Source organism: Streptomyces sp. NBC_01237, from assembly GCF_035917275.1.
Classification (GTDB): Bacteria; Actinomycetota; Actinomycetes; order Streptomycetales; family Streptomycetaceae; genus Streptomyces.
Genome location: NZ_CP108508.1, coordinates 3,785,433 through 3,800,713 on the forward strand (window position 1 = coordinate 3,785,433; position 15,281 = coordinate 3,800,713).

The following is a 15,281-nucleotide window of genomic DNA, read 5'->3' on the forward strand; positions in this document are numbered from 1 at the left end:
GGTCATCGTGCTTCTTCTACCGGTGCGGACATCATCGTGCCTGCCCCTGTCGGAGATCACTGCCTGATTCCGGCAGCCGTTACGGTCCCTGGTTGCCGCCCGCATACGCCGGTTCGCCCTCAGCCGGTTCGACCGCGGTCAGCCCCTGGCCGGCGAGCCCTGCGCGCAGGTCGTACGCGTACGTCGCGAGTCGGCGAGCCACACGCCGAGGACCCGACGCGCACATCGTCCGCCGCGCAGGGCCTAGACGCTCCGCGGCTTCCCCAGGCGCACGGGCAGTGTGAGGGGGCCGTTCATGATGAAGGACGGCATCGGCACCAACTCGTCGTCCGCCACCGCGATCTCCAGATCGGGGAACCGGCCGAACAGGGCGCGCAGCGCGATCGCGAACTCCATCCGGGCCAGCGGTGCGCCGATACAGAAGTGCGTTCCATGGCCGAACGACAGATGGGTCTTGTTGGTACGGGTGATGTCGAAGCGGTCCGCACCCTCGGGGTGCAGCTGGGGATCGCGGCCCGTCGCGCCGAAGCCCATCAGGACCGGGTCGCCCTTGCCGATCGTCACCCCGCCGATCTCGATGTCCTCGGTGGCGAACCGGAACGGCAGCTGGTTGATCGGCGACTGCACCCGCAGGACCTCTTCGGCGACCTGCTCCCAGGGGACCTGTCCGCTCAGCGCCAGCTCCAACTGGTCGGGGTTGGCCAGCAGATTGGTGATGGCGTGACACAGGAGGTTCATCACCGTTTCGGAGCCCGCGCCGAGCATCAGGAACAGGGTGCCGACCAGCTCCTCGTGGGTCAGCCGATGCCCTTCGAACGCCGCGTCGATGAGGACGCTGGTCAGGTCGTCCTCCGGCGCGCGGCGCTTCGAGTCGACGAGGCCGCCCAGCGCCTGGTGCCAGTGCGCGACGTTGGCCGCCGCCTCCTCCTCGGTGAGCGACGTACTGGTGGTCACCTCACCTCCGCGCAGCACCTCGGCACGCGACTCGGCGGGTACGCCGAACATGTCGCAGATCACCGCGGCGGGCAGGGCGTAGGCGAAGCGGCCCTTCAGGTCGACGACCTCGCCGGGCGGCACGTCCGCCAGGCCGTCGAGGAGTTCGGCGGTGATCTTCTCGACCAGCGGCCGGGTCTCATCCACCCGGCGCGGGGTGAACGCCTGCGAGATCAGCTTGCGCAGACGGTTGTGGTCGGCATTGTCATGGGTCGTCATGTTGTCCATCACGACCCAGCTGATCAACGGCCAGTCCGCTGGTATCTCGCCCGCGGCGAAGGCCGGCCAGCGCTGTGGGTTCTTCACGAACCGTGGGTCGGTGAGCACCCGCTTGGCCACGGCGTGGTCGACCACGCTCCAGGCCGGGATGCCACCCGGCAGCTCCACCGAAACCACCGGCCCCTGCCCGCGCAGGCGCGCGTTCTCGGCGTGCAGGTCCGTGCCGTTGCGGTCGAGCAGGAAGGGGCAAGCAGTCACCATCGGAGAGCCTCCTGAGAGTAGAGGCTTTAAACCTAGGTACTGTGCCGCCGCCGGCTCATCTTCCCTGTTGCGCTGAACCAGCCATGTTCCAGGCGTACTTGGCCGCGTCTAGTACGGCAGGTAGTAGCTGAGCACATCGCCGGTGAGCGGCGGGAAGAGCGCCTGGAACAGCTCCTCGTCCCTCGCGTAGACATCGGGCCGAATCCGGGTCAGCCCCTCCATTCCGTGCGGGCCGAACAGCAGCGCGGGCAGATGGTCGGGGGCCGCCGCGGCGCCTCCCACCGCGCCGGCCGCCTGCATCGCACCGCCGGTGACGACCGCGCCGAGGCCATCGGCGAGGACCGGGATGCGGTAGTGGGCGCCGAAGGTGGAGAGGACGATGTCGCGGCCGGTGCGGTCCGTCCCCGTCGCGGCGAGCCGCTGCCACAGCAGCGGCCGCAGCCGGTCGAGCAGGACAGCGACGTCCGGGATGCGGACGTAGTACTGCTCGGCCCGCTTGCGCGGTTCGTGGTCCAGGAACTCCTGCCAGGCGGCTGCGGTCACGGTGCCGCTCCGGTGGACGACGCGCAACCGGCTGTCGGGTACGAGGGCGGCGGCGCCGCGGAGCAGGTCCCGTGCCGCCGTCTCGTCGAGTGCGGCGGCCTCGGCCAGGAGCACCTGGCCGCCGGGGGGCGTGATGCGCCCGGTGGCGACGACCGTACCGGCCCGCTCAAGGACCTGGAGCGTGCTCGCGTCATGGTCCAGCAGCCATCGCCAGCGTGCCGCCGGGTGCGCGACGGCGACGTCGAACCCGCGCTGGGCCGCCTCCTGGAGCGCCGCCATCGCGGGGATGTCCGAGGGCCGGGCGGCCCGGAGGACCGGGGTCCCCTCGCCGGGCGGTGGGGTGCGGACCGCCGGTGCGGGCGGGATGTCGATGGCGTACTCGTAGCCGAACAGCCGGTAGAAGTACGGGATGCCGATCATCGCCTGGATGACGTGGCCACGGGCGGCGGAGCGGTCGTGGGCCCACCGCATGAGCGCCCGGACGAGCCCGCGCCCCTCGTAGGCGGGGTCGGTGGCGACCAGCTCGACCTGCCCGGCGGGCAGTCGGACGCCCCCGATGCGCACTTCCTCGTCGAGGAGCGTCGCGGTGGAGACGACCCGGTCGCCGTCGACGACCACGGCGCAGGCGGACCAGCCCACGTCGGGGTCCGTGACGACGAGCCGGTGGTCGAGGGCGTCCTCCGGCTCCCCGCGCCCGGCGAGGAGGGTGCCGATCCCGTCGAGATCGGCGGGCCGCGCCTGACGCAGGACGAGGCCGTCGGCCAGGGGCACGGGTGCGGGGGAGGTCGCGGTCGCGTTCACGGCCGGACTGTCGCACCATCTCGGGCATCGCGTCCATCGGATTTCCGCCGGACGGCGGCGCGGCGGGGCGCGGAAGGCCGCACCGCGCCCCCACCCGCCTCCGCCCGGCCGGCCCGCTCCCTCGGACGGGACCTGACCTGCGCCGGGGTGGCGCATCAGCAGTCGGGGATCACCGCACCGTTGTTGTCACGGGCCTCGTCGTTGCCCCAGCGGGAGAGGTAGTACGCGGACACATAGGCGTTGCGGCCGTTCTTGCCCGCGTACACGGTGTCCAGGTCCGTCCGCAGCCACCAGTGGTTGTAGCTGCTGCCGGAACCGACCTGGGCACCCCAGACCTTGCAGTAGACGTAGTTCGTCCCCGCGTTCAGCACCCCTTGCGCGTCAGCGGTGTTGGCCGCCGCGTAGCCGGTGGCGTTGGCGAAGGTATCGACCCAGTACGTGCCACCACCGTTGCCACCACAACCGTTGTCACTGGTCAGGTACTTGCTGTAGTACGAACCGGGGTACGGAGCCAGGGACTGACCGTTGATCGAGATGTTCTGGCCGACTCCGTTGTAGAGCTGCTCGTAGTGGATGTGGGCACCCGAGCTGTTGCCGGTGGAGCCGGTCACGCCGATCTGCTGGCCCTGGGCGACCTGGGCACCGTTGGCGACGGAGTACGAGGCCAGGTGGAAGTAGTACGTCTGCCAGCCGCCCCCGTGATCGATGGCGATGTAGTTGCCCGCACCGCTCGGCTGGGAGTAGCGGTACGCGGTACCGCCCGAGGAGGCCAGGACCGGAGACCCGGCGGTCGAGCCGCCGTCCGTGCGGACGAAGTCGAGAGCCTGTCTGACCTCGGCGGAGTGATGACTGTAGGTCCATTGCTGGCCACAGGGATACGGCGCCTTGAAGTTGGGTGCGGCGGCCGCGGGGGTCGCGGCGGCCGTGACGGTGAGCAGGCCCGCGAGGAGCGACAGCAGACCGAGCAGGCTGATGCGGATCGAGCGCATGGGTGAGGAATCCTCCGGTCGACAACCGAGCAGTGGGGTGCGTGGTGCGAAGTGCCGTGGAATCTACGCGAGTTGATCGGAGACCAGAGTGCCGCAACTCGCGCGTCGCCGACAGCCCCGGCGGTAGGGGGGAGCCCCGCGCGGGGCGGGGAGCAGCTGGCCCGCGCGCGTCTGATCGTCCCGGACGGGGGGTCACCCCCGCACGCGCGGGGAGCAGGGTGAAGGTGTAGGTGTGGTCGTGCGGGACCAGGGGTCAACCCCGCACGCGCGGGGGAGCGGAGTTCGTGACCTACGACGATATCGCGGGCAGGCCGGGACCCCGGCGACGTTCGCCGAGACCACTTGCCCGACCGACCGCCCCGACCGCCCCTCGATCAGCGCCCCGCACCCACCCTCACTTCCGGTACAGCTCCTCGATCTGGGCCGAGAAGTCCCGTGCGATCGCGTCCCGCTTCAGTTTCAGGGACGGGGTCAGGTGGCCGCTCGCCTCGGTGAAGTCGCCCGGCAGGACCGTGAACTTGCGGATCGACTCCGCCCGCGAGACCAGGCGGTTGGCCTCGTCGACCGCGCGTTGCAGGGCTGCCCGCAGCTCCTCGTCGTTCACCAGGTCCCTCATCGGGACGTCCTGCTTCTTGCGCATCCGGCGCCAGTGCTGGAGGCCGTCCGGCTCCAGGGTGATCAGGGCGGTGATGAAGGAGCGGTTGTCGCCGACCACCATGCACTGGCTGACCAGCGGGTGGGCGCGCAGCCAGTCCTCCAGTGGGGCCGGGGTGACGTTCTTGCCGCCGGACGTGATGATGATGTCCTTCTTGCGGCCGGTGATGGTGAGGTAGCCCTCCCCGTCCAGCTCCCCCAGGTCGCCCGTCGCGAACCAGCCGTCGTCGAGCACGGGGACCGGCGCGCCGCGCTCGGCGTCCCAGTAGCCCTGGAACACCTGGCCCCCGCGCAGCAGGACCTCGCCGTCGTCCGCGATCCGCACGGAGGCGCCGGGCAGCGGCCAGCCGACGGTGCCGAGGCGGGGTTTGAGGGGCGGGGTCACCGTGTGGGCGGCGGTGGTCTCGGTGAGTCCGTAGCCCTCGAAGATCTCGATGCCGGCGCCCGCGTAGAACGCGGCGAGCCGGTGCCCCAGCGGGGAACCGCCGCAGATCGCGTACCGGACATGGCCGCCGAGCGCCGCGCGGATACGGCGGTAGACCAGCGGGTCGTAGAGGGCGCGGGCCGCCCGCAGACCGAGGCCCGGTCCGGGGCCCCTGCCGTGTTCGGCCGCCTCGACCGCCTCCCCGTAGCGCTGGGCGATCCGGGCGGCCCGGTCGAAGGACGAGGCACGGCCCATCTTCTCGGCGGTCGCCCGGCCCGTGTTGTAGACCTTCTCCAGGACGTACGGGATGGCCAGCAGGAACGACGGCTTGAAGCCCGCGAGGTCGGCCAGCAGATCCTCCGTCCGGATGGACGGGGCGTGGCCCAGGCGGACCCGCGCCCGCATGCAGCCGATCGCGACCATCCGTCCGAAGACATGGGAGAGCGGAAGGAACAGGAGCGTCGACGCCGGGTACGCCGACACGGACTTGAAGACCGGGTGGAGCAGTTCGATGGCGTTGTCGACCTCGGCGAAGAAGTTGCCGTGGGTCAGGACGCAGCCCTTGGGCCGGCCCGTGGTGCCGGAGGTGTAGATGAGGGTGGCGGGAGTGTCCGGTTCCAGGGTGGCGCGGCGGGCGGCGACGGCCTCGTCGGGGATGTCCTTGCCGAGCGTCCTGAGCCGGCCGACCGCCCCGGTGTCGAGCTGCCACAGATGGGCCAGGTCGCCGAGCTGCTTGCGCTCCTGGCTGATCAGCCGGGCCTGCTCCTTCGTCTCCACGGCACACGCGACCGCGCCGGAGTCCTGAAGGATCCAGCGGGCCTGGAACGCCGACGAGGTCGGGTAGATGGGTACGGTGACCAGCCCGGCGGCCCACGCCGCGAAGTCGAGGAGCGTCCACTCGTAGGTCGTACGGGACATGATCGCGATCCGGTCCCCGGCCCGGAGTCCCTCCGCCATCAGGCCCTTGGCGACCGCCAGCACCTCCGCGGCGAACTCGGCGGCCGACACGTCCCGCCAGCTGCCGTCCTGCTGCTTGCGGCTGAGTACCGCCTCGGACGGGGCCTCGCGGGCGTTGTCGAACGGGATCTCGGCGAGCGAACCGCGCAGGACGCGTGGCGCGAAGGCGGGTACGGAGACCTCCCGTACGGTTCCGTCGGCCGCCCTGGTCTTCGTGGGCTCGACCAGGACCGGGGCGGTGGGTGTGGCGGGTGGCGTGGACACGTGCGGCTCCTCAACTGGGGGTCGGGCGGGTCGGTCGCCGGGTCGTCCGTCCGGCAAGGTCGGTGCGTCGGTGCGTCGGTGCGGAAAGGATGGAGGAGAAAGGAGGGGGAAACGCTGGAGGGGAAGGGCTCGTACTCCGAGGATCTCGCCGAACCCTCAGGCGCGTTCGAGGATCGCCGTGACTCCCTGTCCGCCCGCCGCGCAGATCGAGATCAGTCCCCGCCCCGGCGCGTCGCGCTCCGCCAGGAGCTTGGCCAGCGTGGCGACGATCCTGGCCCCCGTCGCGGCGAACGGATGCCCGGTGGCGAGGGAGGACCCCGCCACATTGAGCTTGTCCCGGTCGACGGGGGCGAGCCCCTGCTTCTCCCAGGCGGCGAGCGTGGCGAGTACCTGGGACGCGAACGCCTCGTGGATCTCGAACAGGTCGAAGTCCTCGATGGTCAGTCCGGCCCGCTCCAGCAATCGCGGCACGGCGTACGCGGGCGCCATCAGCAGCCCGTCCTCGCCGTTCACGTAGTCCACGGCCGCCGTCTCGTACAGCGAGAGGTAGGCGAGCGGTTCCAGGCCCTGCCGCTCGGCCCATTCCTCGCTCGCCAGCAGGACGGTCGCGGCGCCGTCGGTGAGCGGGGTGGAGTTGCCCGCGGTCATCGTCGCGTCGGGGTGATCCGCGCCGAACACCGGTTTCAGCGTGGCGAGTTTCTCCACCGTGGAGCCGGGGCGCAGGTTCTGGTCGCGGGCCAGGCCCCGGTACGGGACGACGAGGTCGTGCAGGAGGCCGCGTTCGTACGCCGCCGCCAGCCGCTGGTGACTCGTGGCCGCCAGCAGGTCCTGGGCCTCACGGGAGACCTCCCACCGGCGGGCGGTGACCGCCGCGTGTTCGCCCATGGACAGACCGGTGCGGGGTTCGGCGTTGCGCGGGATGTCCGGGACGAGGTGCCGGGGGCGTACGCCCGCGAGCGCCGCGATCCGGCCGCCCGTCGACTTCGCGCGGCGGGCCGCGAGCAGGAGCCTGCGCAGCTGGTCGTTGACACCGAGGGGTGCGTCGCTCGTGGTGTCCGCACCGCCCGCGATGGCGGAGTCGACGGCCCCGAGCGCGATCTTGTTGGCGGCGGCGATCACCGCCTGGAGGCCGGTGCCGCATGCCTGTTGGAGGTCGTACGCGGGCGTGCGCGGGTCCAGGGCCGAGCCGAGGACCGTCTCCCGGGCGAGATTGAAGTCCCGGCTGTGCTTGAGGACGGCCCCCGCGACGAACTCACCGACCTGCTGCCCCGCCAGGCCGTACCGCTCGATCAGCCCGTCGAGCGCGGCGGTGAGCATGTCCTGGTTGGACGCCTCGGCGTACGGGCCGTCGGAGCGCGCGAACGGTATGCGGCTGCCCCCGATGACCGCGACCCGGCGCGGCTGCGGGAGTGCGAGGGGAATCCGTGCGGTCAACGTGCCCACCTCGCCCCGGTCGATCCCGGACCGGTCGGCCCCGGACGGGTCGATCCCGCCTCTGCCGGTCCGGGACGGGGCATCTCGATCGCGTTCATCTCGACCTACTCCTGACTCTTGAGTAACCTTACTCTGGAGTAAATCTACGACCGAGCAGGGAGTCTGGACAATGGCCGACCGCTATCTGCACTTCACCGGCACAGCACCCGGCCGATTCCTCACCCGCGGCCTCGGCCTGCCGCAGCCCGCCGCCCTGCGCCGCTGGTCGCTGGGGACGCCGAGCCTCGACGGCCCGTTGCTGCACCTCACGGCGGGGAAGCCGGTGATCGGGGACGAGCTCCGGACGCTGCTCGGCACGACCGGGCTGACGGTCGCCGACCGTGCCGAACGGCCCGCCGGCATCCTCCTGGACGCGACGGACGTCACGTCCGCCGCCGGGCTCGCCGATGTGCACGCCGCCCTGCACCCCGTCGTACGCTCCCTCGCACCCGGCGGCCGCATCGTCGTGCTCGGTACGCCGCCGTCCCCCGACGACCACCACCAGGCGGCGGCTCAGCAGGCCCTCGAAGGGTTCGTGCGTTCCCTGGGCAAGGAGATCGGCAAGGGCTCCACCGCGCAGCTCCTGCGCATCGCCCCGGGGGCGGTGGCCTCCGCCGAGTCCACGCTCCGCTTCCTGTTCTCCCCCAGGTCCGCCTACATCAGCGGCCAGGTCATCGAGCTGACCGCCGCCGTCCCCGACCCGGTCGCCGACTGGGCGGCGCCGCTGTACGGCCGCACCGCCCTGGTCACCGGCGCCGCCCGGGGCATCGGCGCCTCGGTCGCCTCCGTCCTGGCACGTGACGGCGCCCAGGTCATCTGCCTGGACGTCCCGCAGGCCGAGGACGACCTGATCCGCACGGCCGACCGGCTCGGCGCCACCGCCCTGCCACTGGACATCACCGCGCCCGACGCCGCCGAACGCATCGCCGCCGCGGCCCCCGGCGGGCTCGACGTCCTCGTCCACAACGCGGGCATCACCCGCGACCGCCGGCTCGCCAACATGCCGGCCGACCGCTGGGCCTCCGTCATCGAAGTCAACCTCGACAGCGTGCTGCGCACCACGGACGCGCTCCTGAGGGCGGGCACGGTCAACCGCGGCGGCCGGATCGTCGCCACCGCCTCCATCGCGGGCATCGCTGGCAACAACGGCCAGACCAACTACGCGGCCAGCAAGGCCGGCATCATCGGCCTGGCCCGCTCACTGGCCCCGCGCGCCGCCGCCGACCACGGCGTCACGGTCAACGCGGTCGCCCCCGGTTTCATCGAGACGAAGATGACCGCCGCCGTGCCGCTCCTCATCCGCGAGGCGGGGCGCCGGATGAACTCCCTCGCGCAGGGCGGCCTCCCGGTCGACGTCGCCGAGACGACCGCCTGGTTCGCCCAGCCCGCCTCCATCGCCGTCAACGGCCAGGTCCTGCGGGTCTGCGGCCAGAGCCTGTTGGGAGCGTGAGCGCGATGCCGAGCCTGAGCGCCTCCCTGGTGCGCGGAGCCGTCACCTCCCCGTTCAAGCGGGCCGGCCGGGACGGCGCCACGCTGCCCACCGGCCGCCTCGCCCTCCCCGCCGCCCCCGTCGCGCCCGGCCCCCTCGCCACGTACCGCGGGATCTGCGGCTTCGACGGGACGGAGCCGGGGCCGCTGCCGCTCACGTACCCGCACGTCCTGGCCTTTCCGCTCGCCATGCGGCTGATGACCGGCCGGGCGTTCCCGCTGCCTGTCGTCGGACTCGTCCACACCTGGATCGAGATCACCCGCCACCGGCCGGCGCACTCCACCGACTCCCTCGAACTCTCGGTGTACGCGGCCGGGTTGGCGCCCCACCGCAGGGGCACGGAAGTCACGATGGTGACGGAGGCGCGGATCGCCGGTGAGCTGGTCTGGGAGTCGCGGAGCGGCTATCTCTCACGGCACCCGGCACCGGGGAACCGCGTCGGCGCGGGAAGCGGCGGCGGCCGTCGTACGGGGGCCGGAAGCGGCGACGGATCAGGGAACGGATCAGGGAACGGCGGCGGCTCGGACCACGCGCCTCCGTCCGGTCTCCGCACCGTGGCCGAGTGGCGGCTGCCGGGGGATCTGGGGCGGCGGTACGGCGCCGCCTCGGGCGACCGCAACCCCATCCACCTGTATCCGCTCACGGCCCGGCTGTTCGGCTTCCCCCGGGCCATCGCGCACGGCATGTGGACGGTGGCCCGCGCTCTTGCCGAGGCCGGTGAACCCGGCCGGATCCGGTCCGTACGGGCGGACTTCAAGGCACCCGTCCTGCTGCCCTCCACCGTGACGTACGCGGCCGACGACGCGGGCTCCACGTTCGAACTGCGGGGCGGCAGCGGCGGCGACCGCGTCCACCTGACGGGGACGGTCACCCGGGACGCCTAGCGGCACGTCCGGGGACGGCGGGGCGGAGGAGACGGCGGGGGCGGTGGGGACGGCGGGGGCGGTGGGGGCGGCAGGGGCGGTGGGGACTGTGGCCTCCCAGCACCGCCACCCCGCACCCGAGCGCGACGGCCGCCCGCACCCCCGAGGCCATGGCTCCGACTACGTCGGGGGCTGCCAGGGGCTGCCGTTCATCAGGTTCTCCAGGCCCGCCCAGGAGAAGTTCATCAGGGTGGCCGCGGCCTCCTTCGCCGAGACGCCCGGGGTGTCGTTCGCCCATCCCGCGAGCGCCTCCGCGGCGCCCACCAGGGCCTGTGCCAGCCCCGCCACATCCCGGTCGGGGAGCGCCGGATCGTGGTGCGCCTCGCGCGCCGCCGCCCCGATCAGACCCGTCACGAACGCAACGATCTCGTCCCGCATCACGGCGACCTCCGTGGCGAACGGCTCCCCGTGCGTCCGCGCCTGACGGTTCAGCACCGCCCAGCCGTCCGGGTTCTCCGCGGTGTGGGTGAAGAACGCCCGCAGCCCGGCCCACAGTTGCCGGTCGGCCGGAAGTCCCGGCTCCGCCCCGGCCCGCACCGCGTCCACCAGCGCGTTCGCCTCACGTCTGATGCAGGCGGTGAAGAGCTCCTCCTTGGAGTTCAGATACAGGTAGACCAACGGCTTGGACACCCCGGCCAGCTCCGCGATCTCGTCCATCGAGGCGGCCCGGTACCCGCGCTGCCCGAAGGTCTGCACCGCGGCGTCCATCATCTGCTGCTCACGCACGGCGCGTGGCATCCGTTTGCTCTTCACAGCACCCACGTCCGACATCCTCCCGCCCCGCTGCCCCCTGGTCCTCCGTAAGAGTACGGCGCGGCCCCGCCCGGCCCCGTCGTACGGAACACAATCCACCGTGTCCAGCGGGCCGACGGGGTCCGACGGGGACGTCCGCGCCTAGTCCCTCCGCAGCAGCGGCCGCGGACATTCCGGGGAACCCGTACATCCGAGGTCTGACACCGGGTCCCACCGACGCATGATGTGCACAGCCGCCCTTCGGCCTAGCGTTCCCGGCATGAAGACCAGCCTTCGCAGCCGTACCGCAATCCTGGTCGTGGCGTTAGCGACCGCCGCGACCCTCGCCGCACCCGCCACCGCGGCGACGGCGGGGCCGGCCCCGGCGACCGCCACCGCGGCCTCCCCCGGCGACACCGGCACGATCGGCATCGGCGGCACACAGAGCACCGATGTCACGCCACCGACGCTTCCCCGCCCGACCGGCACGTATCCGACCGGCCGTGACACCTTCCTCCTGACCGACCACTCCCGCCGCGATCCCTGGGTGCCCGAAGCGGACTCCCGCGAGCTGATGGTGTCGGTGAACTACCCGGCCCGCCAGCACGGCGGCGGCACCCCGGCCCCGTACATGACGACGGAGGAGGCCAGGCTCTTCCTGGCCCAGCGGGACCTGGACAAGGTCATCCCGCCCGCCGTGCTCGGCGCCACCCGCACCCACGCCCGGGTCGACGCCCGCCCGGCCCGCGGCAGGTTCCCGCTGGTGTTGCTCTCCCCCGGCTTCGGCACGCCCCGCGCGACGCTGACCGGTCTGGCCGAGGAACTGGCGAGCCGAGGCTATGTCGTGGCGACCGTCGACCACGCCTACGAGTCGACCGGTATCTCCCTCCCCGACGGACGGACCCTCACCTGCGCCGCGTGCGAACGGCTTGAGGAGACTCCGGACCTGGAGGAGAAGTTGAAGATCCTGGCCGCCGTCTCGGCGGGACGGGGCACCGACCTCTCCTTCGTACTGGACCGGCTGACCGGAGAGCGGCGCGACGGTTCGCACACACGGGCCTGGCGGTACGCGGGCATGATCGACCCGCACCGGGTCGGCACGGCGGGCCACTCCATCGGGGGCAGCGCGGCGGTCTCCACGATGGCCGGTGACCGGCGGGTGGACGCCGGGATCAACATGGACGGAACGTTCTACGGACGCGTTCCCGACGCGGGTCTCGGTGGCCGGCCCTTCATGATGCTCGGCACCGCCGACGGTCACTCCCCGGACAGCGCCGACACGAGCTGGAAGGAGGGCTGGGCCCGGCTGGACGGCTGGAAGCGCTGGCTGACCGTCACGGGCTCCGGGCACTTCACGTTCACCGACACCCCCGAGCTCTCCGAACAGCTCGGCCTGGAGGACCCGGCGGTGCCGATCTCCGCGACCCGTTCGACGCAGATCACCCGGGGCTACGTGGGCGCCTTCTTCGACCGCCACCTGCGCGACCGGAACCGGCCCCTGCTGAACGGCCCGACCCCGGCCAACCCCGAGGTCGTCTTCCACAGCCCCTGACGACAGCGGAGCGCCCCCGGGACCGTTGAGGACCGGGGGCGCTCCGCTGTACGGGCGTCGTCGCCGCGCGCTGAAGGGGCTGCGCGGCGCAGGTGCTACGCGGTGACCGGGACCTTCGCCTTCGGCTCCGCGTCCTGGACGTCGAGCGTGTCGATCTCGTCGACCGGGGACGAGGAGGCCGAGTTGTACGCGTCGTGGTCGAGGATCTTCTCGCGGGCCGACACGATCACCGGGACCAGCGCCTGGCCGGCCACGTTCGTGGCGGTGCGCATCATGTCCAGGATCGGGTCGATGGCCATCAGCAGGCCGACACCCTCCAGCGGGAGGCCGAGCGTCGACAGGGTGAGGGTCAGCATGACCGTCGCACCGGTGAGACCGGCGGTGGCCGCCGAGCCGATCACCGAGACGAAGGCGATCAGCAGGTAGTCACCGATGCCCAGCTGCACGTCGAAGATCTGCGCGATGAAGATCGCCGCCAGCGCCGGGTAGATCGCGGCGCAGCCGTCCATCTTCGTGGTCGCACCGAACGGGACGGCGAAGGACGCGTACTCCTTCGGCACACCGAGGCGCTCGGTGACCTTCTGGGTGACCGGCATCGTGCCGACCGAGGAGCGGGAGACGAAGGCGAGCTGGATCGCGGGCCAGGCACCCTTGAAGAACTGGAGCGGGCTGACCTTGGCGACGGTGGCGAGCAGCAGCGGGTAGACGCCGAACATCACCAGGGCGCAGCCGATGTAGACATCGGCGGTGAAGGTCGCGTACTTGCCGATCAGGTCCCAGCCGTAGTCGGCGATCGCGTAGCCGATGAGGCCGATGGTGCCGATCGGGGCTAGGCGGATGACCCACCACAGAGCCTTCTGGAGCAGCTCCAGGATCGACTCGCTGAGGGTGAGGATCGGCTTGGCCCTGTCACCGAGCTGGAGCGCGGCGATACCGGCGACGGCGGCCATGAAGACGATCTGGAGGACGTTCAGCTCGGTGAACGGCGTGATCACGTTGTCCGGGATGATGCCGGTCAGGAAGTCGAGCCAGGAGCCCTTGCCCTCGGGGAGCTTGCCGTCCTTCGGGGTGAGGCCGGTGCCGGAGCCCGGGTTGGTGATCAGGCCGATCGCGAGGCCGATGGCGACCGCGATCAGCGAGGTGATCATGAACCAGAGCAGGGTGCGGGTGGCCAGCCTGGCGGCGTTGTTGACCTTGCGCAGGTTGGTGATCGACACCAGGATCGCGAAGAAGACGAGGGGCGCGACGGCCAGCTTCAGCAGCTGGACGAAGATGTGGCCGACCTTGTCGAGCGTGGTGTAGAGCCAGCTGATGTCCTGGCTGCGGGCGAGCCAGCCGAGCAGGACACCCAGCACCAGACCGGCGACGATCTGGGCCCAGAACGGGACCTTCGGTATGCGGAAACCGGAACCGGAGGGCTTACCGGTCTCGGGGGTGGCGGACGCGGGATTCGCGGACACGGACACACTCCTGATGGACGCAGCGGGGACGTACGAGGACAGACGTACGGTCGTGCGGTCGAACGGGGACGGGGTGCGGCGCCCGCGTCGGGGGCGGCGCCGCTGCATGATGCCGGTTCAGACGTTGCGGCAACAGACCGCGGACATACAGCGGCAGAGGTCGACATGCAGGCGCGCCACGAGCGGGATGCTCGCGGCATGGTGGGGGCGCACTGCTGTCTTCATGTCGAGTACGTTAACACTTGAACTTTGAGAACCTCAAAGCCCTTCTTTGGTCAGAGAATGCGCGACGGCCCGGCCCGGAACGCCCCGAGTGCCGAAAAACCCCAGTACTGGAGCGGTCTGCTCCGGTCTGGGGTTCGGTGTGCGCGGGCGCACGTGTGAGGAAGCTTACGCAGCGCTTACATGAGCGCCGCCGCCTCGCGGTCGGTCGGCGGCCGGACGGCTCGCCGGCGCGGGGCCGTCGGCCCGGCGGCGGCTACTGGACAGCGTCCTCGCGGGTCCGGTTCGCTTCGAGGCGGGCCTTGGTCCGGTCGACCGTGGTGATGAGCTGCGCGGACATCTCGTCACGCTGCTTGCGCAGCAGCACATAGCTGAGCGGCGCGGAGAGAAGCAGGCCGAGCAGGATGACCCACACGAAGTTGGACCCCGCGAGCCCGGCGGGCAGCAGGCCGAAGTGGACGGCCACGCCGGCGACGAAGAAACAGCCGACGAAGATCAACACGCGCAACGCCGTGTACCGGATCGTTGCGCTCGGCTTGGCAGCGGACACGGCTGACCCTCTCTCTACGTACGCTCGACGTATCTCACGATGCATTTCCTGCCCGACCAGTGAAGCATGCCCCGAATTCTCGTGGTTCACAGGGTTGCCGGGCGGCAGGGCGGCGGGCCGGGGCAGGAGCCAGCACGGCGGGGCGCGCGGGGCACACGGGGCGGCGGGGCGGGAGTCAGCAGGGCCGCGGGACCGGCGCGGAAGACTGTCCGTGGAGCGGGAACAGCATGATGATGTCGTCGCGGTCGTCCCCGTCGGTCACCCGGATCGCGCCCGGCACCCGGCCCACTTCCTTGTAGCCGCAGGAGGCGTAGAAGCGGTCGGCCCCGGTGCCGCCCCGGCAGGTGAGGCGGATGGCCTCGACACCGGCGAGCCCGCGGGCCGCGTCGGCCGCCGCGGCCATCAGCTCGCGGCCGTGACCCCGGCCCTGGTGACGGGGGTGGACCATGACCGTGTAGAGCCAGATCCAGTGGGTCATCAGCCGGTGGGAGTTGAGGGCGAGGAAGGCGGTGGCGGCGACGCTGCCGTCCTCGTCGCGGCCGACGAGCAGCCGGGTGCGGCCCTCGACGATCGAGACCAGGTGCTTGAGCAGCTCCGGCCGGATCTCCTCGGCGTCGGCCGGCGGTACGAAGCCGACGGCGCCGCCCGCGTCGGTGACATCGGCCCACAGCTCGATGATGCCGTCGTGCAGGGCCCGGTCGAACGCGGGGTCCAGCGTAAATGTAAGCGCCATAGAGCGAGAGTAACCATTACACCTCATCGCCCTCAACCCCCG

Annotated in this window: 13 protein-coding genes; 3 read left to right on the top strand and 10 right to left on the bottom strand. The window is 71.6% G+C overall.

The window, feature by feature from the left end; genetic code table 11:
* Nucleotides 1-79: 79 nt before the first annotated feature.
* From OG251_RS16735 to OG251_RS16760, 6 genes are all read right to left on the bottom strand, one after another.
* Nucleotides 80-202 (bottom strand): hypothetical protein, encoded by a 123-nt coding sequence (locus tag OG251_RS16735; protein WP_326677943.1) that lies wholly within the window; start codon nt 200-202, stop codon nt 80-82.
* 41 nt (nt 203-243) lie between these two features.
* Complete coding sequence (locus OG251_RS16740) at nt 244-1,473, bottom strand: cytochrome P450 family protein (RefSeq protein ID WP_326677944.1); 1,230 nt, start codon at nt 1,471-1,473, stop codon at nt 244-246.
* Nucleotides 1,474-1,581: 108 nt separating this feature from the next.
* Complete coding sequence (locus OG251_RS16745) at nt 1,582-2,817, bottom strand: GNAT family N-acetyltransferase (RefSeq protein WP_326677945.1); 1,236 nt, start codon at nt 2,815-2,817, stop codon at nt 1,582-1,584.
* A gap of 155 nt (nt 2,818-2,972) precedes the next feature.
* Nucleotides 2,973-3,806, bottom strand: coding sequence for a M23 family metallopeptidase (locus tag OG251_RS16750; RefSeq protein ID WP_326677946.1), 834 nt, complete (start codon nt 3,804-3,806; stop codon nt 2,973-2,975).
* 394 nt (nt 3,807-4,200) lie between these two features.
* Nucleotides 4,201-6,105, bottom strand: a complete 1,905-nt coding sequence (locus OG251_RS16755) for an AMP-dependent synthetase/ligase (RefSeq protein ID WP_326677947.1) — start codon at nt 6,103-6,105, stop codon at nt 4,201-4,203.
* A gap of 156 nt (nt 6,106-6,261) precedes the next feature.
* Entirely contained in the window at nt 6,262-7,539 is a 1,278-nt protein-coding gene (locus OG251_RS16760) for an acetyl-CoA C-acetyltransferase (protein WP_326677948.1), read from the bottom strand.
* A gap of 169 nt (nt 7,540-7,708) precedes the next feature.
* On the opposite strand from OG251_RS16760, the gene OG251_RS16765 reads away from it, so the two are divergent.
* Nucleotides 7,709-9,028 (top strand): 3-oxoacyl-ACP reductase, encoded by a 1,320-nt coding sequence (locus tag OG251_RS16765; RefSeq protein ID WP_326677949.1) that lies wholly within the window; start codon nt 7,709-7,711, stop codon nt 9,026-9,028.
* Nucleotides 9,029-9,033: 5 nt separating this feature from the next.
* On the top strand, nt 9,034-9,951 hold the full coding sequence (locus OG251_RS16770; RefSeq protein ID WP_326677950.1) for a MaoC family dehydratase: 918 nt from the start codon (nt 9,034-9,036) through the stop codon (nt 9,949-9,951).
* A 159-nt stretch (nt 9,952-10,110) separates the two neighbouring features.
* Here the strand turns inward: OG251_RS16770 and OG251_RS16775 are convergent, their stop codons facing one another.
* Entirely contained in the window at nt 10,111-10,728 is a 618-nt protein-coding gene (locus tag OG251_RS16775; RefSeq protein WP_326681289.1) for a TetR/AcrR family transcriptional regulator, read from the bottom strand.
* Between the two features lie 274 nt (nt 10,729-11,002).
* Between OG251_RS16775 and OG251_RS16780 the strand changes: the two genes are divergently transcribed.
* On the top strand, nt 11,003-12,274 hold the full coding sequence (locus OG251_RS16780; protein WP_326677951.1) for an alpha/beta hydrolase family protein: 1,272 nt from the start codon (nt 11,003-11,005) through the stop codon (nt 12,272-12,274).
* A gap of 95 nt (nt 12,275-12,369) precedes the next feature.
* Here OG251_RS16780 and OG251_RS16785 read toward each other — a convergent pair whose 3' ends face one another.
* From OG251_RS16785 to OG251_RS16795, 3 genes are all read right to left on the bottom strand, one after another.
* Entirely contained in the window at nt 12,370-13,734 is a 1,365-nt protein-coding gene (locus tag OG251_RS16785) for a dicarboxylate/amino acid:cation symporter (RefSeq protein ID WP_326677952.1), read from the bottom strand.
* Nucleotides 13,735-14,212: 478 nt separating this feature from the next.
* Nucleotides 14,213-14,506: a DUF4229 domain-containing protein gene (locus OG251_RS16790; protein ID WP_266805596.1), complete on the bottom strand. Its 294-nt coding sequence runs from the start codon at nt 14,504-14,506 to the stop codon at nt 14,213-14,215.
* 175 nt (nt 14,507-14,681) lie between these two features.
* Nucleotides 14,682-15,239 carry a GNAT family N-acetyltransferase gene (locus OG251_RS16795; protein ID WP_326677953.1) on the bottom strand — a complete coding sequence of 186 codons (558 nt, stop codon included), beginning with the start codon at nt 15,237-15,239 and terminating at the stop codon, nt 14,682-14,684.
* Between the last annotated feature and the right edge of the window lie 42 nt (nt 15,240-15,281).